Source organism: Methylobacterium sp. P3_A11 (genome assembly GCF_056403155.1).
In genome coordinates this window covers 92,110-110,592 of the sequence record NZ_JBFUGA010000004.1, presented here as the reverse complement: position 1 = coordinate 110,592, position 18,483 = coordinate 92,110, and the positions used below count along the sequence as shown (strand labels likewise).

Annotated in this window: 21 protein-coding genes and 1 pseudogene; 16 read left to right on the top strand and 6 right to left on the bottom strand. The window is 68.0% G+C overall.

Features of this window, described 5'->3' with window-relative positions:
- Positions 1-25 precede the first annotated feature (25 nt).
- Positions 26-412, bottom strand: coding sequence for a response regulator (locus AC1DXK_RS02605; RefSeq protein WP_012317698.1), 387 nt, complete (start codon positions 410-412; stop codon positions 26-28).
- 87 nt (positions 413-499) lie between these two features.
- Complete coding sequence (locus AC1DXK_RS02600) at positions 500-1,156, bottom strand: alpha/beta hydrolase (protein ID WP_043351944.1); 657 nt, start codon at positions 1,154-1,156, stop codon at positions 500-502.
- Positions 1,157-1,432: 276 nt separating this feature from the next.
- Here AC1DXK_RS02600 and AC1DXK_RS02595 point away from each other — a divergent pair, with 276 nt between their 5' ends.
- From AC1DXK_RS02595 to AC1DXK_RS02545, 11 genes are all read left to right on the top strand, one after another.
- On the top strand, positions 1,433-2,602 hold the full coding sequence (locus AC1DXK_RS02595; protein ID WP_477296738.1) for a cysteine desulfurase family protein: 1,170 nt from the start codon (positions 1,433-1,435) through the stop codon (positions 2,600-2,602).
- A 73-nt stretch (positions 2,603-2,675) separates the two neighbouring features.
- Positions 2,676-4,145, top strand: a complete 1,470-nt coding sequence (sufB, locus tag AC1DXK_RS02590; protein ID WP_457105760.1) for a Fe-S cluster assembly protein SufB — start codon at positions 2,676-2,678, stop codon at positions 4,143-4,145.
- Between the two features lie 224 nt (positions 4,146-4,369).
- Complete coding sequence (gene sufC / locus AC1DXK_RS02585) at positions 4,370-5,122, top strand: Fe-S cluster assembly ATPase SufC (RefSeq protein WP_457105759.1); 753 nt, start codon at positions 4,370-4,372, stop codon at positions 5,120-5,122.
- Positions 5,123-5,125: 3 nt separating this feature from the next.
- Positions 5,126-6,448 (top strand): SufB/SufD family protein, encoded by a 1,323-nt coding sequence (locus AC1DXK_RS02580; protein WP_457105758.1) that lies wholly within the window; start codon positions 5,126-5,128, stop codon positions 6,446-6,448.
- A gap of 203 nt (positions 6,449-6,651) precedes the next feature.
- A complete protein-coding gene (locus AC1DXK_RS02575; protein ID WP_457105757.1) occupies positions 6,652-7,896 on the top strand; it encodes a cysteine desulfurase in 1,245 nt (414 codons plus the stop codon).
- A 51-nt stretch (positions 7,897-7,947) separates the two neighbouring features.
- Positions 7,948-8,331 (top strand): SUF system Fe-S cluster assembly protein, encoded by a 384-nt coding sequence (locus AC1DXK_RS02570; protein WP_457105756.1) that lies wholly within the window; start codon positions 7,948-7,950, stop codon positions 8,329-8,331.
- A gap of 295 nt (positions 8,332-8,626) precedes the next feature.
- Entirely contained in the window at positions 8,627-8,926 is a 300-nt protein-coding gene (locus AC1DXK_RS02565) for a hypothetical protein (protein ID WP_457105755.1), read from the top strand.
- Between the two features lie 291 nt (positions 8,927-9,217).
- Positions 9,218-9,529 carry a hypothetical protein gene (locus AC1DXK_RS02560; protein ID WP_457105754.1) on the top strand — a complete coding sequence of 104 codons (312 nt, stop codon included), beginning with the start codon at positions 9,218-9,220 and terminating at the stop codon, positions 9,527-9,529.
- A gap of 382 nt (positions 9,530-9,911) precedes the next feature.
- Positions 9,912-10,163 carry a hypothetical protein gene (locus AC1DXK_RS02555; RefSeq protein WP_457105753.1) on the top strand — a complete coding sequence of 84 codons (252 nt, stop codon included), beginning with the start codon at positions 9,912-9,914 and terminating at the stop codon, positions 10,161-10,163.
- Between the two features lie 174 nt (positions 10,164-10,337).
- Positions 10,338-11,282, top strand: a complete 945-nt coding sequence (locus AC1DXK_RS02550) for an ABC transporter ATP-binding protein (protein ID WP_457105752.1) — start codon at positions 10,338-10,340, stop codon at positions 11,280-11,282.
- A 14-nt stretch (positions 11,283-11,296) separates the two neighbouring features.
- Positions 11,297-12,058, top strand: a complete 762-nt coding sequence (locus AC1DXK_RS02545) for an ABC transporter permease (RefSeq protein ID WP_457105773.1) — start codon at positions 11,297-11,299, stop codon at positions 12,056-12,058.
- A gap of 4 nt (positions 12,059-12,062) precedes the next feature.
- On the opposite strand, the gene AC1DXK_RS02540 is transcribed toward AC1DXK_RS02545, so the two are convergent.
- Positions 12,063-12,827 (bottom strand): alpha/beta fold hydrolase, encoded by a 765-nt coding sequence (locus tag AC1DXK_RS02540; protein ID WP_457105751.1) that lies wholly within the window; start codon positions 12,825-12,827, stop codon positions 12,063-12,065.
- Positions 12,828-12,943: 116 nt separating this feature from the next.
- Here AC1DXK_RS02540 and AC1DXK_RS02535 point away from each other — a divergent pair, with 116 nt between their 5' ends.
- A complete protein-coding gene (locus AC1DXK_RS02535; RefSeq protein ID WP_457105750.1) occupies positions 12,944-13,786 on the top strand; it encodes an FkbM family methyltransferase in 843 nt (280 codons plus the stop codon).
- Here the strand turns inward: AC1DXK_RS02535 and sfsA are convergent.
- Positions 13,773-14,486, bottom strand: a complete 714-nt coding sequence (gene sfsA / locus AC1DXK_RS02530; RefSeq protein WP_457105749.1) for a DNA/RNA nuclease SfsA — start codon at positions 14,484-14,486, stop codon at positions 13,773-13,775. The two genes, AC1DXK_RS02535 and sfsA, sit on opposite strands and share 14 nt — an antisense overlap.
- Positions 14,487-14,563: 77 nt before the next feature.
- Between sfsA and AC1DXK_RS02525 the strand changes: the two genes are divergently transcribed.
- The 4 genes and pseudogenes from AC1DXK_RS02525 to AC1DXK_RS02510 form a co-directional block, all read left to right on the top strand.
- Entirely contained in the window at positions 14,564-15,304 is a 741-nt protein-coding gene (locus AC1DXK_RS02525; protein ID WP_457105748.1) for a competence/damage-inducible protein A, read from the top strand.
- Between the two features lie 46 nt (positions 15,305-15,350).
- On the top strand, positions 15,351-16,220 hold the full coding sequence (locus AC1DXK_RS02520; protein WP_457105747.1) for a formate/nitrite transporter family protein: 870 nt from the start codon (positions 15,351-15,353) through the stop codon (positions 16,218-16,220).
- A gap of 243 nt (positions 16,221-16,463) precedes the next feature.
- Positions 16,464-16,670: a hypothetical protein gene (locus AC1DXK_RS02515; RefSeq protein ID WP_477296732.1), complete on the top strand. Its 207-nt coding sequence runs from the start codon at positions 16,464-16,466 to the stop codon at positions 16,668-16,670.
- A gap of 21 nt (positions 16,671-16,691) precedes the next feature.
- Positions 16,692-16,919 (top strand): annotated as a pseudogene (locus AC1DXK_RS02510) (transposase); the annotation flags it as partial.
- Between the two features lie 456 nt (positions 16,920-17,375).
- Here AC1DXK_RS02510 and AC1DXK_RS02505 read toward each other — a convergent pair.
- Together AC1DXK_RS02505 and AC1DXK_RS02500 are read right to left on the bottom strand one after the other, a co-directional pair.
- Positions 17,376-17,861, bottom strand: coding sequence for a F0F1 ATP synthase subunit B family protein (locus AC1DXK_RS02505; RefSeq protein ID WP_457105772.1), 486 nt, complete (start codon positions 17,859-17,861; stop codon positions 17,376-17,378).
- Positions 17,862-17,877: 16 nt separating this feature from the next.
- Positions 17,878-18,456 (bottom strand): F0F1 ATP synthase subunit B family protein, encoded by a 579-nt coding sequence (locus tag AC1DXK_RS02500; protein WP_457105746.1) that lies wholly within the window; start codon positions 18,454-18,456, stop codon positions 17,878-17,880.
- Positions 18,457-18,483: the final 27 nt, after the last annotated feature.

Sequence of the window (18,483 nt, the reverse complement as noted above, 5' to 3'; positions counted from 1 at the left end):
GGGTGACCCCGCGCGCAACCGGGCGTCACGCCGCGCGGCGTATGAAGGCCTGAAGGGTTCGGACCAGGGTGGTCGGCTCGTAGGGCTTCGGGATGAACCGCGCGCCCTCCGGCATGTCGTTGGGGCCGGGCGTGCCCATGCCGGACACCACCAGCACCGGAATCGACGGCCAGCGATGGGCCACGAGGCGGGCGAGGGCGAATCCGTCCATCGAGCCCTGCGGCATGTCGACGTCGGTCATCAGGACGCCGACGTCGTCGCGATTCTCCAGGACCTTGAGAGCCTTGTCGGCGTGGGTCGCCTCCACGACGGTGAAGCCCGCATCCGCGAGAGTGTCCGAGGCCTCCATCAACAGGAGGCCGTCGTCTTCCACCAGGAGCACCACGGGTTGGTCGGACGGGCTATCTGACATCAGACCTGCGAAGGTGAGTCTCAAATTCCGAAGCCCGCGCCGTATTCCCACGGGGCTCCCCGCGTCAAGGCAGGGGTCCCGGCTGCGTCAGGCTGCCTCTTCACGCTTGCCGAGGCGCTTATCGAGATAGGTGTCCACCGTCTGGGTCAGTTCCTCGACCTTTCCGTCGAAGAAGTGATTGGCTCCGTCGACCATCTGGTGCTCGATGATGACGCCCTTCTGGGTCTTCACTTTCTCGATCACCGGCATGACTTCGCGGGCGGGCGCCACCCGATCTTCCGAGCCATGCACGAACAGGCCCGAGGACGGGCAGGGCGCCAGGAAGGTGAAGTCGTAGCGGTTCGCCATCGCGGCGATCGAGATGAAGCCCTCAATCTCCGGCCGGCGCATCAGCAGCTGCATGCCGATCCACGAGCCGAACGAGACGCCGGCGATCCAGCACGACTTCGCCTCCGGATTGACCGACTGCACCCAATCGAGGGCCGCGGCCGCGTCGGATAGTTCGCCCGATCCGTGATCGAAGGAGCCCTGGCTACGGCCGACCCCGCGAAAATTGAAACGCAGGGCTGCGAAGCCGCGATTGGCGAAGGTGTAAAAAAGATTGTACACAATTTGATTGTTCATCGTGCCCCCGAACTGCGGGTGCGGGTGCAGGATGATCGCGATCGGCGCGCCGCGCTTCTTGGGGGCTTGATAACGGCCTTCCAGGCGGCCGGCCGGGCCGGTGAAGATGACTTCGGGCATCGCTCGTCTCTCGCTGTCGAGATCGCCAACCGGGCGATCGGCGCGGCGGCGCAGCAGCCTTGACTCATCGCGCGGGCATCATAAAAGCGCTCTTAGAATAGTTCTAGTCGATTAGAATTATTCTAAAAAAAGCCGCTCCGGCCCATCGCGTTGGCTGTCACGCCGACCGAACACGGCCGGGCGGGATTTCATTTTGTCGGCGCGCCTTAGCACGGCGAGCCGCCGCGCGGGCAAGGAATTGTGACGCGCCGCAACAGAGGCCTTAACGGAACACGGATGAGCCGGGCACGCGCCTATCTCGATTACAACGCCACCGCCCCGGTCCGCCCGGCCGTTGCGGACGCTGTGGCGCGCGCGCTGATGCTCCCCGGCAACCCGTCCTCGATCCACGCGGAGGGCCGTGCCGCCCGGGCCGCCCTGGAGGCCGCCCGCGCGCAGGTCGCCGCCCTGGTGAACGCACGGCCCGACCAGGTGGTGTTCACCAGTGGCGGGACCGAGGCGGCCAACGCGGTCCTGTCGGGGGCGCTGCGCGGCCGCGGGCAGCCCGGCGCGACGCGCCTGCTCCACGGGGCCACGGCGCACCCCTGCGTCGCGGCCGGCCACCGGTTCCCGGAAGCCGCCGTGGAGGCCTTGCCGGTCAACCGCGACGGTGTGATCGACCTCGCCGCGCTGGAGTCCCGCCTCGCGGAACTGGCGGAGGAAAGCGTGCTCCTCTCGGTTCACGCGGGCAACAACGAGACCGGTGCGGTCCAGCCGCTGGCCGATGTGGTGGCCCTGGCGCGGGCGCACGGCCGGACGCTTGTCCACAGCGACGCGGTCCAGGCGGCCGGCAAGATCCCCCTGGACATGACCGGTCTCGGCCTCGACGCGCTCACGCTGTCGGGCCACAAGTTCGCTGCCCCGAAAGGCGTCGGCGCCCTGGTGCTGGCGGACGGCGTCACCCTGGAGACCGCTTTCCTGCGCGGGGGCGGCCAAGAGCGCCGGCAGCGCTGCGGCACCGAGAGCCTGCCGGCGATCGTGGGCATGGGCGAGGCGGCCCGGATCGCCCGCGAGTCCCTCGACGCGGAAGCGGCGCGGCTGTCGGCCTTGCGCGACCGGATGGAGGCGCGCGTGCGGACTCTGGCGCCCGACGCCGTGGTGTTCGCCGCGGGAGCGCCGCGCCTGCCCAACACCCTGAGCTTCTCGGTCCCGGGCCTCGACGCGCCCGGCGCCCTGATCGCCCTCGACCTCGCCGGCGTGGCGGTGTCGTCGGGCTCGGCCTGCTCCTCGGGCAAGGTCACGCGCTCGGCGACGCTCGCCGCTATGGGCGTCGGTCCGGATCTCGCCGGGGGGGCGCTCCGCGTCAGCCTCGGCTGGAACACGGTGGACGAGGAGGTGTCATGCTTCCTCGACGCCTTCGAACGGGTCTTGCAGCCCCTATATAAGCGGAAAGGGCGCGCGGCCTGAACGCGGCCGTACCCCTCCGCTTTCCGACAGACGCTTCCCGGTCCTTGACGCCGGAGATGCCTAGGAGACGCTGATGCCTGCCGTGCAGGAAACCATTGACCGGGTCCGCTCGATCGACCTCGACCAGTACAAGTACGGATTCGAGACCACCATCGAGATGGAGAAGTCCGAAAAGGGCATCTCCGAGGACGTCGTCCGCTTCATCTCGGCCAAGAAGAACGAGCCCGCGTGGCTCCTGGAATGGCGCCTCGACGCCTACCGGCGCTGGCTGACCATGAAGGAGCCGGAATGGGCGCGGGTCTCCTACGACAAGGTCGACTACAACGACATCTACTACTACGCGGCGCCCAAGCGGCCGGCGGCGATGTCGCTTGACGAGATCGACCCCGAGATCCTGAAGACCTACGAGAAGCTCGGGATTCCGTTGCGCGAGGTCGAGGTGCTGGAGGGCATCGCGCCGGAGCGCCGCGTGGCGGTCGACGCCGTGTTCGATTCGGTCTCGGTGGCCACCACCTTCAAGAAGGAACTCTCGAAGGCCGGCGTGATCTTCATGCCGATCTCGGAGGCCGTGCAGGAATATCCCGAGCTGGTGCAGAAGTACCTCGGATCGGTCGTGCCGGTGACCGACAACTTCTTCGCCACGCTGAACTCGGCCGTGTTCTCGGACGGGTCGTTCGTTTACATCCCGCCGGGCGTGCGCTGCCCGATGGAGCTGTCGACCTATTTCCGCATCAACGAGCGCGACACCGGCCAGTTCGAGCGCACGCTGATCATCGCCGACAAGGGCTCCTACGTCTCGTATCTCGAGGGCTGCACGGCCCCGAAGCGCGACGACAACCAGCTCCACGCCGCAGTGGTCGAGCTCGTCGCCCTGGATGACGCCGAGATCAAGTACTCGACCGTCCAGAATTGGTACCCGGGCGACAACGAGGGCAAGGGCGGGATCTACAACTTCGTCACGAAGCGCGGCGACTGCCGCGGCGCCCGCTCGAAGATCTCCTGGACCCAGGTCGAGACCGGCTCGGCGATCACCTGGAAGTACCCGTCCTGCATCCTGCGCGGCGACGAATCGCGCGGCGAGTTCTACTCGATCGCGGTTTCGAACGGCATGCAGCAGGTCGACTCCGGAACCAAGATGATCCATCTCGGCAAGAACACGACGAGCCGGATCATCTCGAAGGGCATCTCGGCGGGCCGCTCGCAGAACACCTACCGGGGCCTCGTCTCGGCCCACAAGAAGGCCAAGGGCGCGCGCAACTTCACGAACTGCGACTCCCTTCTGATCGGCGACCAGTGCGGCGCGCACACGGTGCCGTACATCGAGTCGAAGAACGCCTCGGCGGTGTTCGAGCACGAGGCGACCACCTCGAAGATCTCCGAGGACCAGATGTTCTACTGCCAGCAGCGCGGCCTCTCCGAAGAGGAGGCGACCGCGCTCATCGTCAACGGCTTCGTCCGGGACGTGCTGCAGCAGTTGCCCATGGAGTTCGCCGTCGAGGCCCAGAAGCTGATCTCGATCAGCCTGGAAGGCTCGGTGGGCTGAGGGCTCTCGACGCGTGTGTACATCCGCTCTCCCCTTTGCGGGGAGGGCCGGGGCTGGGGGTGGTGCCGGATCAGATTCGGCGCTGCCTTCCGCTCCAACCCCAACTCCGGCTCCTCCCCGCACGGGGGAGGAGAGCGCGTCGCCCGTCATCACGCCAGGATGCGTGAGCGGCGAGGCCTCGGGGACGGGGGACAATCAGCGACTTCGAACAGGACTACCGGACAATGCTGGAAATCAAGAACCTCGTCGTGCAGATCGAGGACAACCGCATCCTCAACGGCCTCGACCTGACCGTGAAGGACGGCGAGGTCGCCGCAATCATGGGTCCGAACGGCTCGGGCAAGTCGACCCTCTCCTACGTCATCGCCGGAAAGTCGGACTACGAGGTCCTCGACGGCGAGATCCTGCTCGACGGCCACAACCTGCTGGAGATGGAGCCCGACGAGCGCGCGGCCGCCGGCGTGTTCCTGGCCTTCCAGTATCCGCTGGAGATCCCCGGCGTCGGCACCATGACGTTCCTCAAGGCCTGCCTGAACGCCCAGCGCAAGGCCCGCGGCGAGGGCGAGATCTCGACCCCCGACTTCATCCGCGCGGTCAACGCCGCCGCGGACCGGCTGGAAATCAACAAGGACATGCTCAAGCGCGCCCTCAACGTCGGGTTCTCCGGCGGCGAGAAGAAGCGCATGGAGATCCTCCAGATGGCGCTCCTGGAGCCGAAGTTCTGCGTCCTCGACGAGACCGATTCCGGCCTCGACATCGACGCCCTGCGCATCGTCTCCGAGGGCGTGAACGCCCTTCGCGGCAAGGGCCGCTCGTTCCTGGTGATCACCCACTATCAGCGCCTCCTGAACCACATCGTGCCGGACGTCGTGCACGTCATGGCGAAGGGCCGGATCGTGAAGACCGGCGGCAAGGAGCTGGCCCTGGAGCTCGAGGCGTCGGGCTACGCCGAATACAGCACCAGCGAGGCGGCCTGAGCCATGGCCGACGTCACCAACTTCCGCTCGCCTGCCGAGGCTGGCCTGTCGAAGCTGTTCGAGGCGGGTCGCCAGAGCTTCGCCAGCGAAACCGCGATCGCCCGTGAGGAAGCCTTCCGCTTCTTCGAGGCGGCCGGCCTGCCGAGCCGCCGGGTCGAGGCCTTCAAGTACACCGACCTGCGCGCCGCCATCACGGAGGCCGCTCCGCCCGCGGAGGCGCCGAGCCTCGACGTTGCGAAGGCGGCCGTCGCCGCGGCGCGGGGTTTCGCCGGCCTCGAGGCCGCGCGCCTGACCTTCGTGAACGGCCACCTCGTCCGCGCGCTGTCCGATCTCGACCGGATCCCCGAGGGCGTCACGGTGACCCCGATGTCCGAGGCGCTGACCAAGGGCGACGCCGCCCTGAAGCAGCTCGCACCGGTGTCCCAGGCCCGCGAGAACCCGGTCTATCAGCTCAACACCGCCTTCCTCGCGGACGGGGCTGTGATCACGGTCGCCCCCGGCGCGAAGCCGGAGCTGCCCCTGCACCTCCGCTTCGTCGGCACCGGCGATGCGCCGTTCTCGACGGCGACCCGCGTGCTGGTCCAGCTCGGCGAGGGTGCGGAATTCAGCCTGCTGGAGAGCCACGAGGGGCCGGACGGGCTGACCTGTCAGCCCAACGACGCCCTCGACGTGGTGGTCGGCCCCAGGGCCGCCTTCCGGCATACGCGCCTGAACATCGAGGGGGACGCCACGATCGCGCTCTCGACCCTGTCGCTCAAAGTCGAGGCCGAGGCGCAGGTCGAGACCGTCAACCTCGTGACCGGGGCCGTGCTGTCGCGCCACCAGATCTTCGTCCACGTCGCGGGCGAGGATACGAACGTGGTCGTCAACGGCGCCGCCATGCTGCGCAAGGGCCAGCTCGCCGATTCGACGCTGCTTGCGGACCATGCCTCCGTCGGCGGCGTCGGCCGCGAGCAGTTCAAGTGGATCATCGACGGCGACGCGACCGGCGTGTTCCAGGGCAAGATCATCGTCCGGCAGGCCGCCCAGAAGACGGACGGCAAGATGAAGTCCGACTGCCTCCTCCTTACCGACGAGGGGCAGATGATGAACAAGCCGGAACTGGAGATCTTCGCCGACGACGTCGCCTGCGGCCACGGGGCCACCTGCGGTGCGCCGGACGAGGATCTATTGTTCTACCTGATGGCCCGCGGCCTGCCGCGCCCCGTCGCCGAGAGCCTGCTGGTGCAGGCCTTCGTGGGCGAGGCGGTGGAGGCGGTCACGCACGAGGGCGCCCGCGCGGCGCTGATCGGCGAGATCGAAGCCTGGCTCAAGGCGCGGGGCTGACATCCCGGCCGGTCCCGCTCGGTGACCGGCCGCTTCTCCAGACCTGACTCCCATCCTGAGGCGCCCGCGGGAGCGGGTCTCCAGGGTGGGCGCCAGGCACCGCAACACCAGCCGGGGGGCTCCGAGGAGCCCCCCGCTCCGCTCCGGCACCTCAGGATGAGGGCTGTTCCCGGGATCGGCGAAGTCTTCCGAAGGTCGCGACCATGAACGCACCCGTCCTCACCCCCACCTACGACGTCGAGGCGATCCGCAAGGATTTCCCGATCCTGGCGCAGCAGGTCTACGGCAAGCCGCTGGTCTACCTCGACAATGCGGCCTCGGCGCAGAAACCCCGTCAGGTGATCGACGCGATGGTGGCCTGCATGGAGACGGGCTACGCCAACGTCCACCGCGGCCTGCATTTCATGGCGAATGCCGCCACCGAGGGCTTCGAGGGCGCCCGCGAAACGACGCGCCAGTTCCTCAACGCCGCCTCCACGGACGAGATCATCTTCACGCGCAACGCCACGGAGGCCTACAACCTCGTGGCCTCGTCGATGGGCTGGGCCGGGATGATCGGSGAGGGGGACGAGATCATCCTCTCGATCATGGAGCACCACTCCAACATCGTGCCCTGGCACTTCCTGCGCGAGCGCCGCGGCGCGGTGATCAAGTGGGCGCCGGTGGACGACCAGGGCAATTTCCTGGTCGAGGAGTACGAGAAGCTGTTCTCGCCGCGCACCAAGATGGTGGCGATCACCCACATGTCGAACGTGCTCGGCACGGTGACGCCCGCCGCGGAGATCGTGCGGATCGCCCATGCCCACGGCGTCCCCGTGCTGCTGGACGGTGCGCAGAGCGCCGTGCATCAACCCGTCGACGTCCGGGCGCTGGACTGCGACTTCTTCGTCTTCACCGGCCATAAGGTCTACGGACCGACCGGGATCGGCGTGCTCTACGCCAAGAAGGAATGGCTGGAGCGCCTGCCGCCCTATCAAGGCGGGGGCGAAATGATCCGCACGGTGAGCGAGGACGCGGTCACCTACAACGACCCGCCGCACAAGTTCGAGGCCGGGACCCCGGCGATCGTCGAGGCCGTCGGCCTCGGGGCGGCGCTCGAGTACATGATGAACCTCGGACGAGAGGCCATCGCGGCTCACGAGGCGAAGCTCACGGCCTACGCGCAGGAACGGCTCGGCGCGATGAATACCCTGCGCCTGATCGGCACCGCGGCCGGCAAGGGCGGCGTGATCGCCTTCGAGATGAAGGGGACCCATGCCCACGACATCGCAACGGTGATCGACCGGCAGGGGGTGGCGGTGCGGGCTGGGACGCATTGCGCCATGCCGCTGCTGAACCGCTTCGGCGTCACCTCGACCTGCCGGGCCTCGTTCGGCCTCTACAACACCACGGCGGAGATCGACGCCCTTGCCGAAGCCCTCGGCAGGGCAGAAATGCTGTTCACCTGATAGTCTGGTTGGAGCTGGTCCCGCCCGCGCGGGACCGGGGAGAGTGAAGCGATGACCACCGACGCCACCATCACGGGCGGCATGAACGCCCCCGCCGTCGCGGGCACCTCCGCGATCCCGCAGGCGGAGATGGACCGCCTGACGGACGACATCGTCGCCGCGCTCAAGAGCGTCTACGATCCCGAGATACCGGCCGACATCTACGAACTCGGCCTCATCTACAAGGTCGACATCGACGACGACCGAAAGGTCGCCATCGACATGACCCTCACGGCCCCTGGCTGTCCGGTGGCGGGCGAGATGCCGGGCTGGGTCGAGAACGCCGTCGGCGCGGTGGCCGGTGTCCAGTCCTGCACGGTGACCATGGTGTTCGATCCGCCGTGGGACCAGAGCCGGATGTCGGACGAGGCCCGCGTCGCCCTGGACATGTGGTAGGACGTCCGCGGCTCCACCCGTGCGTGGGGCCGCAAGCCCATGGCGTCACGGCGTTCCGAGGATCGCTCGGGGACGGCCCCCCGCGGGGGCCTGCCCGGAAAATATTACACTGCCTTCGAAACGGTTTAGCGCGCGGACTTCGGGCGCCGCGCGAACCGTCGCGCCGTCCGGTTCTGCGGCGATCTACGTAGCCGTTAAGACCCCGCTAACCACGACCGCGCAGATCGATCGGAGCCGCTGCGAGCCGCGGCCTCTCCCTCGATACGGTTGGTGGAAACGGATGGCATCGGGCTACGTGGTCGCGGCGTTCCTGGAATTGGTCGGGCTGGTCGGTCTCGTGATCGCGGTGCTCAGGATGCGGACGGAACGACAGGCACGGTCCGCCGAGTTGCGGAGCTTCCTTCGGTCCGGACAGATGCCGGCGACCGGCGCCGTCGGATCGCACACGGACGTTGCGTCGCGCGTCATCGCCATCCCGTTCGACCCCGCGCGCGGCAGCGCGGAACCTGCGCGCCCATCGGCCGCCCGTGCGGCGCTCGGGCGCGCCATCCCGACCCTGCGCAACGGACTGTCCGCAGCGATCAGCGCAGGATGATGTCGAGGCCGCTTCCGAACAGGACGACGGCGCTGAGCGTCAGCATGAACTTCAGGTCTTCCAGACGTGCGCTCATGATCGCCCCGCGTTGTTTGGCTGGCTGGCCGCTGCTTCGATGAGGCATCATCAGCGAAAGGACAGGTTTTGCGCGAGTCCTTTCAGGTTCCGTTAGGGATTTACCGACGCTTTCCATTTACTAAAGTTACCAATTGGTTAAATCGGGATCTGCGCGTACGCCCCGTTTCGGCCCGGACACGCACGTCCCCACCGGACGCCAGGAAAGTTCGCGTCATGTCTCCAACCCCGAGCACGACCATCGGGCGGATCGTCGATTGGCTCTTCCGTGACCGGAGGACCGGCGCGATCACCATCGCGCAATGGCCGAATCTGCCCCTCTGGCTGTTCGCCGGCTTCAGCCTGGCGGCCTGGCTCGCGCAGGGGCGGGGACCGGTCGAGTCCTGGCTGTCGCTCGGTGCCGACCTCGCGCTGGCGTGGTGGGCGGCCGACGAACTCCTGCGTGGCGTGAATCCGTGGCGTCGCATTCTCGGCGCAGCGACGCTGATCGGCCTGATCGCGCTCACCACGCTCCGACGCGTCGGCTAGCGCCGTTCCCGCTTGGGTTGGGAGAGGGGGCATGACGCGGCTGCCTGGACCGCAGTCCCCCTGCGTCCAAACCGTTGCGACACGATCGAGAACGGCTCAGCTCAGAAGCGACGATCTCGCGCTACCGACAATTGTATTTTTCAGCGGCGAATAAGCGCGGGCTCGGGGCCTGCGCCAGGGAAAGCGGATCACCGGCAGCCAATTGCCCGGTGCGCCTCCTCGCGGCCGGTCCGGCCGCAGACCCCGGAGATGCGGCAGCAACATAACGGCAGGTTGCACCCGCCGAAAAAGTGTGGATGGTCGTGCCGCGCGCCGTTTAGACGGCGCGGGTGTGCCATCCAGCGCCTTCGCGCTCGGCTGAAGGATTGGTTTCCGGGAAATCATGACGGACGCGGGTGGATTCGATCTCGACAGCAAGGCGAAAACCGCGCGCGAGCGCGAATCGCTGCTGCGCCAGATTGCCGAGGCCCTGGAGATCCCGATCTCGACCTTCCGAAGGCCGGCCGCCTCTCTGAGCCCCAACGGCCCGAGCGCCTCCGAGTGTGCCGCCCTGTTGTCGGCCTTCTCGCGGATCGAGGACCCGGAACTCCGCAAGGCGTGCGTGGTGCTGGCGGAGCGCTACAGTCGCGCCTGAGAGGCGAAGCCCCCCGCGGTGCGGTTGCGCACGCGGGCTCTGTGAGCGCCGCGATGTCGGCATGCTATAGGGGCCTCCGTTTCCGAAGGCGGCCCGCACGGTCGGCCCACCGCATGTCCGGAGCCGGAACGCCGTCGCCGTCTCCGCGCAAGCCCCAACTCGCTTCAGGCCCCGATGCCGATCCTCTCCATCTCGAAGCTGTCGAAGACCTACACGTCCGGTTTCACCGCCCTGCGCGACATCGACCTCGCCATCGAGCGCGGCGAGATCTTCGCGCTCCTCGGCCCGAACGGGGCCGGCAAGTCGACTCTGATCAACATCGTCTGCGGCATCGTCACGCCGAGTTCCGGCACCGTGCTGGTCGACGGTCATGACATCGCCGGCGATTACCGCGCCGCCCGCCGGGCCATCGGCCTCGTGCCACAGGAACTGACCACCGACGCCTTCGAGACGGTGGTGAATACGGTGAGCTTCTCCCGGGGGCTGTTCGGCCTGCGGCCAGACCCCGGCCACATCGAGCGCATCCTGAAGGCGCTCTCCCTGTGGGACAAGCGCGACAGCCGGCTCATGACCCTGTCGGGCGGCATGAAGCGCCGCGTCCTGATCGCCAAGGCCCTATCGCACGAACCCCGGATCCTCTTCCTCGACGAGCCCACTGCGGGGGTCGACGTGGAGCTGCGCCAGGACATGTGGCGCCTCGTGCGCGAGCTGCGCCAGCAGGGCGTGACGGTGATCCTCACCACCCACTACATCGAGGAGGCCGAGGAGATGGCCGACCGGATCGGCGTGATCCGCCGCGGCGAGATCATCCTGGTCGAGGAGAAGGCGGCGCTGATGCACAAGCTCGGGCGCAAGCGGCTGACCCTGCATCTCCAGCAGCCGATCGCTTCCGTTCCGTCGGAACTTGCCGATTACGAGCTGGCGCTTGCCGGGGACGGACACGCGCTGATCTATACCTACGACACGCGGGCGGAGCGGACCGGCATCACCGGGCTGCTGACCGGACTCTCCGCGGCGGGCATCCGCTTCAACGACCTCCACACCGAGCAGAGTTCCCTGGAGGACATCTTCGTCGGCCTCGTCCGCGGGGACGACGCACGGTCAGGAGTACCGGCATGAGCGCGGCCTTCAGCATGAACTGGCCGGCGGTTCGGGCGATCTACCTGTTCGAGATGGGCCGTTTCTGGCGCACGGCAGGGCAGAGCATCCTCGCCCCGGTGATCTCGACAACCCTGTATTTCGTGGTGTTCGGGGCCGCGATCGGCTCCCGGGTCTCGGCCGTGGACGGCGTGCCCTACGGGCTGTTCATCGTGCCGGGCCTGATCATGCTGTCGCTGCTCACGCAGAGCATTTCCAACGCCTCGTTCGGCATCTACTTCCCGCGCTTCGCCGGGACGATCTACGAGATCCTCTCGGCGCCGATCTCACCTCTTGAGGTGGTGCTGGGCTTCGTCGGCGCGGCGGCCTCCAAGTCGATCCTGATCGGCCTGATCATCCTGGCGACCTCGGCGCTGTTCGTACCGCTGCGGATCGACCATCCCTTCTGGATGCTCGGGTTCCTGCTGCTCACCGCGGTGACGTTCAGCCTGTTCGGCTTCGTGATCGGGCTCTGGGCCGACGGGTTCGAGAAGCTTCAGCTGGTGCCGCTCCTCGTGGTGACGCCCCTGACCTTCCTGGGCGGCAGCTTCTACGCCATCGGCATGCTGCCGCCGTTCTGGCACGCGGTGAGCCTGCTCAACCCGGTCGTCTACCTGATCAGCGGATTCCGCTGGGCATTCTTCGGCAGCGCCGACGTGAGCATCGCGATCAGCCTCGGCATGACCGCCCTGTTCCTGTGCGTGTGCCTGGGCCTCGTCACCTACATCTTCCGGACGGGCTACAGGCTGAAGAGCTGAAGGCTCAAGGCTGGGCGGCGAGGAAGGCCAGCACGCCGTCCCGATGCGGCTTGGCTCCGACCGCCGTGGAGTGGTCTTTGCCCTCGATCTCCAGGGCGCGCGCATCCGGCATCAGGGCGGCGAGAGCCGGACCGGATCCCGCCACGGTGTCGAGGGTGCCGACCGAGACCAGCACCGGAACCTCGATCTGCCCGAGTTCGGCCCGGCTGAGCGTCTGGCGCGAGCCGCGCATGCAGGCCGCCAGGGCGCGCAGGTCGCTGCGGGTCTGCTCGGCGAAGGTGCGGAAGGCGGCGGCCGTCGGGTTCGGCGCCGGCGTCCCGGCCGGCGCCTCCAGCGCCTCGGCGATCCCGGAGGGCAGTCCCTTGCCTTCGACCAGATGCATGCCGAGGCCGCCGATCAGGGCCGACCGTACCCGGTCCGCGTGGTCCAGGGCGATGTGGGCCGTGATCCGGCCGCCCATCGAATAGCCCATGACGTGGGCGCGTTCGATGCCGAGATGGTCGAGGAGCCGGATCGCGTCGCCCGCCATCGCTTCGGAGCTGTAGGCGGCCGGGTCGTAGAGCTTCTCGCTCTCGCCGTGGCCGCGATTGTCCAGCGCGATCGCCCGGTAGCCGGCCTGGGTCAGCGCGCGGACCCACTGGGTGTTCACCCAGTTGACCGCGTGGTTCGACGCGAAGCCGTGGATCAGCAGGACCGGCTTGCCTCCTCCGTCCGCAGGCGGCACGTCGATATAGGCGATCCGCACGCCGTCGGAATTGAAGGATTCCATGCCGGGCACCCTGTGTTCATCAAGCTCGGCCACGGCTTAGACCAAGCGGGCGCGCCGGGGCAACGCGGATCGATCCGCTTGCGGGGCGGAGCGCCGGCTGGCAAACCGCGGCGGTCATGACGGACACGCAGCCCTACGGCACCTACGAACCGGCCGGCCTCGTGGCGGCGATCACCCGCCGCACGAACCGGATCCCCGCCGAATCCTGGTACGGGCGGCGCCTGGCGCTGTTCCTGCGCCGGATCGCGATCTCGCGCCTGGGGGGCAAACCCCTCGACGTGATCCGTTACGGGGCGCGGATGCGGCTGCATCCCTACAACAACAACTGCGAGAAGAAGGTGCTGTTCACCCCGCAGTTCTTCGATCCGGAGGAGCGGGCGCTGCTGCAGGCGCGCCTGCCGAAGGACTGCGTGTTCCTCGACATCGGCGCCAATATCGGCGCCTACGCCCTATGCGTCGCGGCGTTCTCGGGTCCGGCGGCCCGGATCGTGGCCGTCGAACCGCAGCCCGACGTGTTCGACCGCCTGACCTACAACATCGCCCAGAACCCGTTCCACACCGTCAAGGCCGTCGCCTGCGCGGTGGCCGACAAGGCCGGCGAGCTGACCCTGTTCATCGATCCCCGCAACCGCGGCGAGTCGAGCCTGCGCATCGTCGGCACCAACGAAGGCGCGCGGATCACCGTCCCGGCGGTCACGCTGCTGGATCTCCTGCGCAGCGAAGGCCTGAGCCGGGTCGACGCGATCAAGCTCGACGTCGAGGGCGCGGAGGACCTGATCCTGGAGCCGTTCCTGCGCGAGGCGCCTGAGGCGCTGCTGCCGCGGATGCTGCTGATCGAGAACGGCAGCGGGCAGTGGCAGCTCGACCTGCCGACCCATCTTGCGACCTATGGCTACCGCGAGATCTCGCGGTCGCGGCTGAACCTGATGTTCGAGCGTCCCGACGTCAGGGCGGGGTGATCACCGGAATCTCCGCGGCGATGGCGACGCCCTCCGGCCCGACGGCGCATCGATAGGCGTGGACCGCCACACCCGCCGCCCGGGCCTCCCGGAAAGCCCGGTCGAAGGCGGGGTCGATGTCCCGGGCGACATCGAAGGCCTCGGCCTGCATCTGCACGACGATGACCACCAGCGCCCGGCCGCCCTCGGCCACGACCTGGGCGAGGTCGCGCATGTGCCGGGCGCTACGGGCGGCCTTGCAGTCCGGAAACTCGGCGAGGCCGGCCTGGCGCATCAGGTGGCAGTTCTTGACCTCGACGTGGCATCCGCCCTCGGCCGCGCCGCTCGCCAGGAAGTCGACCCGGCTCGCCTGCGCGTAGCGAACCTCCGGCTTCAGCACGTCGTGACCGGCGAGGGCCGCGATGGCGCCGGCCCGGAAGGCCTCGGCCACGAGGGCGTTCGGGCGCATTGTGTTGACGCCGACCCATTGCGCACCGCCGGGCAGGTCCGCCTCCACGAGTTCCCAGGTCAGCGGCAGCTTCCGCGCCGGATTGCCCGACCTGGAGAGCAGCACCTGCGCCCCGGGCGTGTTCAACCCGAGCATCGCCCCGGGGTTCGGGCAATGGACCGTCACCCGGCCGTCATCGGTATCGATGTCGGCCAGGAAGCGCTTGTAGCGCTGCACGAGCCGTCCGGGCAGGAGCGGCGCGGCGAACTGCATCGGATCCTCGGGGTTTGCGTAGTCGTGGGCTGCGGTCGCGCTATCTGCCTGCGAGACCAGCCCGACGCCAGAGTTCCATGACCCAGCCCTCCGATTCCGTCACCGCCGCGATCCTCGTCATCGGCGATGAGATCCTCTCCGGTCGCACCAAGGACAAGAACATCGGCACGATCGCCGACTTTCTCACCGCCGCCGGGATCGACCTGCGGGAGGTGCGGATCGTGCCCGACGAGGCCGCCATGATCGTCGAGGCGGTCAACGCGCTGCGCGCCCACTACACCTACCTGTTCACCACCGGCGGGATCGGCCCGACCCACGACGACATCACGGCCGATTGCGTGGCCGAAGCCTTCGGGGTCGGCATCGATGTCGATGAGCGCGCCCGGGCGATGCTGCTGGAGCGACACAAGCCGGAGGATCTCAACGCGGCGCGCCTGCGCATGGCGCGGATTCCGTTCGGGGCCGACCTGATCGCCAACCCGGTCTCGAAGGCACCCGGCTTCCGGATCGGGAACGTCCACGTCATGGCCGGCGTCCCGAGCATCATGCAGGCCATGCTCGATTCGATCGCGCCGACCCTGAAGGGTGGGGACGCGATGCTGTCCGAGACGATCGAGGCCGCCGGCGTGGCCGAGGGCACCTACGCGGGCGAACTCGGCGCGATCGCCAAGGCGCACCCGTCGGTCTCCATCGGCTCGTACCCGGCCATCACGCCGGAGGGGTTCCGCAACCGGATCGTGGTGCGCAGCCGCGACGCGGAGGCGCTCGCGAAGGCGCGGAGCGCGGTCGAAGCCCTGGTGGGACGGCTGTCGGCCTGAGTGACGGACATCCGTTCGGATCGAGTGGTGTAGCGAGGCTGAGTGGATGGTTCGGGACAAGGACAAGCGGGCTGATCCGGAGGTCCGGCGCGACGAGTTGCTGAAGGAAGTCTCCGAGATCGGGCGACCGGACGCCTACGTGCTGCACGAGGTCATCCGCCTCGAGGGCGACGAGGAACTGCGGCGCCACGGGGTCGCGCTGTTCCTGTCGGCCTTCGCGGCCGGTCTGAGCATCGCCCTGTCGCTGATCGTGCCGGGCGTCCTGCGGAGCCACCTGCCCGAGACCGACTGGGCGAAGATCGTGAGTTCGATGGGCTACGCGGTCGGGTTCCTGGTCGTCGTGCTGGGTCGGCAGCAGCTGTTCACCGAGAACACCATCACGCCGATCCTGCCGCTGCTGCACGACCGCTCGGTGAAGACGGCCCTGCGGGTCATACGGCTCTGGGCCATCGTCCTGTCCGGGAACATCCTCGGCACGCTCGCCATCGCGACGGTTCTGGCGCACGCCGGCGCCTTCGAGCCGCCGGTGCTCAAGGCCTTCGCCGCGATCAGCCACGACGCCATCGCGCACCCGTTCTGGGCGACGTTCGTCAAGGCGGTGTTCGCCGGCTGGATGGTCGCCCTGATGGTCTGGTTCCTTCCGGCCACCGGCAGCGCCGCCCCCTTCGTGATCCTGTTGATGACGTGGCTCGTGGCGCTCTGCAGCCTCGCGCACATCGTCGCCGGCTCCGTGGAGGCGTTCTACCTCGTCGTCACCGGCGCGGCTTCGATGGCCGATTACGGGCTGAAGTTCTTCCTGCCGACGCTGCTGGGAAACCTGTTCGGCGGCGCAACCCTGGTGGCGGTGCTGAACTACGGTCAGGTGGCTCCGGAGGTGGAGGAGACCAAGGCGGTGGAGGGCGAGCGGCCCGATTGAGGCGGAGGCGCCCGTCGACGCGCAGGGGCGAGCCGACCGGACAGTCCGGGTCATCCCGGACCTGCAGCACACGAGCCTGAACGGTCTTCGTATGTCACGGGCGGACCCGGCGCTCGCGCCCTCCAGGATCGGGGATGCATCCGACGTTCCAGTCCACACCATGGCGACGCTGAAAGAAAAAGCTCTTCTCTCGTCACCACATCCGGCCTGACGGCCTCGCTTCTTCATCAAGGAGCTGGCCCGATGTCCGCCTTGTCCGCAGCCTTCCTCCGCGACGAAGCCGCAGCGTCCGTCAAGCTGGAAAGCACTGACGTGGTAGCCGACATAAAGCCTGCGACGATCCGGCCGATCATCGCGGCCGACATCGTCAAGGAAGCGCGCCCACACGGACGGGTCCGACATCTGACGCGACGGTCGGCGTCACCTTCACTAATCCCAGAAGACCGCTGAGGGCACCAGGAAGCGGTCCGCGGCATCGTCCACACGAACACCGTTGTGGGCCACTCCTCCATGTTGAAACATAGCATGAGGGGCATCTACCCACATTGCGGCAAGCAGCACCTCCACCGCTATCTCGCGGAGTTGGACTTCGTGCACACGTTCCGCCCTCGCGTGCTCCCTCAACGGCGAAACAGGCACCGACCGGCCATCCCGCACGATATCTATTGTTTCGCGCTGCGTGGGGCTGGGGCTAGCTAGGACGAGGTTGGTTTTGATGCCATGCTGAAGCCGGTAGCGAGGCCCCGTAATGCTGCCTCTGGAAGACCCTGAAGCATCGGGGCGCTTGGTCAGGCGGCGTGATTTGGACGCCTTCAACGCCTTCCGCGCTCCATTCCATAGCGAGCACGATTGCACTTGCCGGCGATGTCCGCGTGACCGAGCGGAGACCGTCCGGCCCCTTGCCTGAAATAACGAAGGGCATGGTTGCGCTCCAAGCTTGTAAGCGGGAGCGCACGTCTCTCTCGGCCGTCAGCGCCTACGGTTCGGTTGCTGACGATCTAGGTCAACGGTCCTGAACGCCGTTTGTTACGCAGATCAGAAATTGGCAATCGTTTCGCCAGCCGCGAAGCCTCGCTGAGGCGTCTGTGCGAACGGTATAATGGCCAAAGAAAAAGCCGCCCGGAGGCGGCTTCTCGATGCGTCGGAGCGTCCGGATCAGGATCGCATGCGGGTCCGGACCTCGCCGAGGCTCGAACGGATCAGACCTTGAGCGGCCTCGCCCTGCATCCGCTCGCGCAGGATCGTCTCCGACACCTTCACGGCCGCTTCCGCGGCGGCGGCGCGGACCTGGGCTTCGGCCTGAGCTTCGGCCTGGGCGATCTTGGTCTCGGCGGCCTTCGTGCGGCGGGCGAGGAAGTCGTCGAGCTTCCGATGACCCTCCTCGGCGGCGCGCTTGGCCTCCTCGCGGGCGCTGGCGACGATCGACTCGGCCTCCTTCTCGGCCTCGGCGCGGCGGCGCTTGTAGTCGGCGAGGACGGCAGCCGCCTCCTCGCGGAGGCGCTTGGCCTCGTCGAGTTCGTGACGGACACGGCTGGCGCGGCCGTCCAGGCCTTTGGTCATCGCCGAGAAGCCGCCGGCCTTCCAGGCGATGCCCATGAAGATGACGAACGCAACGGCGACCCAGAATTCGGCTTCGAGCAGCATCGTGGGATCCCGTCTAGTGTGCGGTGGCGTCGAGGGCGCGGTCGAGGGTCACCCGGTCGGGGACCTGACCGGTCAGACGCTCGACGATCGCCGACGCGGCCTCGCCCGCGATCGAGCGGACGTTGCCCATGGCGGCCTCGGTCCGGGAGCGGATGGTCGCTTCGGAGGCGGCGAGCTTGGCGTTCAGCTCCTCCTCCAGCGCCTTGCGCTTGACCTCGGCCTCGGCGGCCAGTTCGCCCCGGGTGGTCTGAGCGATGTCGCGCGCCTTGCCCTGGGCGTCCCGAAGAGCGGTTTCGAAGGCCACGCCGGCGGCATCCGCCTCGGCCTTCATCGCCTGCGCTTGATCCAGGTCGGCCCGAAGGCGCTCGGCGCGGGCGTGCAGGATCGACTGGATCCGCGGCAGCGCGATCTTGTCCATCAGGTAGTAGAGCAGCCCGAAGGCCAGGGCGAGCCAGATCAGCTGCGACAGGAACCCGGAGCTCTCGAAGGGCGGGAACGCGCCCGTATGCGCTTCCGAGTGCTCGGTATGGCCCGGCACGATCTGCGTGTCGGCGCCCGGAGGCGGCGTGGTGAGGGGGTTGGGCTGCGCCATGAGACCGCTACACTGACACCGTTCGCG

Bases quoted from the DNA above. Each gene is read 5' to 3' on its own strand.
- AC1DXK_RS02605 (WP_012317698.1), bottom strand. From the start codon at position 412: ATGTCAGATAGCCCGTCCGACCAACCCGTGGTGCTCCTGGTGGAAGAC.
- AC1DXK_RS02600 (WP_043351944.1), bottom strand. From the start codon at position 1,156: ATGCCCGAAGTCATCTTCACCGGCCCGGCCGGCCGCCTGGAAGGCCGT.
- AC1DXK_RS02595 (WP_477296738.1), top strand. From the start codon at position 1,433: ATGAGCCGGGCACGCGCCTATCTCGATTACAACGCCACCGCCCCGGTC.
- sufB (WP_457105760.1), top strand. From the start codon at position 2,676: ATGCCTGCCGTGCAGGAAACCATTGACCGGGTCCGCTCGATCGACCTC.
- sufC (WP_457105759.1), top strand. From the start codon at position 4,370: ATGCTGGAAATCAAGAACCTCGTCGTGCAGATCGAGGACAACCGCATC.
- AC1DXK_RS02580 (WP_457105758.1), top strand. From the start codon at position 5,126: ATGGCCGACGTCACCAACTTCCGCTCGCCTGCCGAGGCTGGCCTGTCG.
- AC1DXK_RS02570 (WP_457105756.1), top strand. From the start codon at position 7,948: ATGACCACCGACGCCACCATCACGGGCGGCATGAACGCCCCCGCCGTC.
- AC1DXK_RS02560 (WP_457105754.1), top strand. From the start codon at position 9,218: ATGTCTCCAACCCCGAGCACGACCATCGGGCGGATCGTCGATTGGCTC.
- AC1DXK_RS02555 (WP_457105753.1), top strand. From the start codon at position 9,912: ATGACGGACGCGGGTGGATTCGATCTCGACAGCAAGGCGAAAACCGCG.
- AC1DXK_RS02550 (WP_457105752.1), top strand. From the start codon at position 10,338: ATGCCGATCCTCTCCATCTCGAAGCTGTCGAAGACCTACACGTCCGGT.
- AC1DXK_RS02545 (WP_457105773.1), top strand. From the start codon at position 11,297: ATGAACTGGCCGGCGGTTCGGGCGATCTACCTGTTCGAGATGGGCCGT.
- AC1DXK_RS02540 (WP_457105751.1), bottom strand. From the start codon at position 12,827: ATGGAATCCTTCAATTCCGACGGCGTGCGGATCGCCTATATCGACGTG.
- AC1DXK_RS02535 (WP_457105750.1), top strand. From the start codon at position 12,944: ATGACGGACACGCAGCCCTACGGCACCTACGAACCGGCCGGCCTCGTG.
- sfsA (WP_457105749.1), bottom strand. From the start codon at position 14,486: ATGCAGTTCGCCGCGCCGCTCCTGCCCGGACGGCTCGTGCAGCGCTAC.
- AC1DXK_RS02525 (WP_457105748.1), top strand. From the start codon at position 14,564: ATGACCCAGCCCTCCGATTCCGTCACCGCCGCGATCCTCGTCATCGGC.
- AC1DXK_RS02520 (WP_457105747.1), top strand. From the start codon at position 15,351: ATGGTTCGGGACAAGGACAAGCGGGCTGATCCGGAGGTCCGGCGCGAC.
- AC1DXK_RS02515 (WP_477296732.1), top strand. From the start codon at position 16,464: ATGTCCGCCTTGTCCGCAGCCTTCCTCCGCGACGAAGCCGCAGCGTCC.
- AC1DXK_RS02500 (WP_457105746.1), bottom strand. From the start codon at position 18,456: ATGGCGCAGCCCAACCCCCTCACCACGCCGCCTCCGGGCGCCGACACG.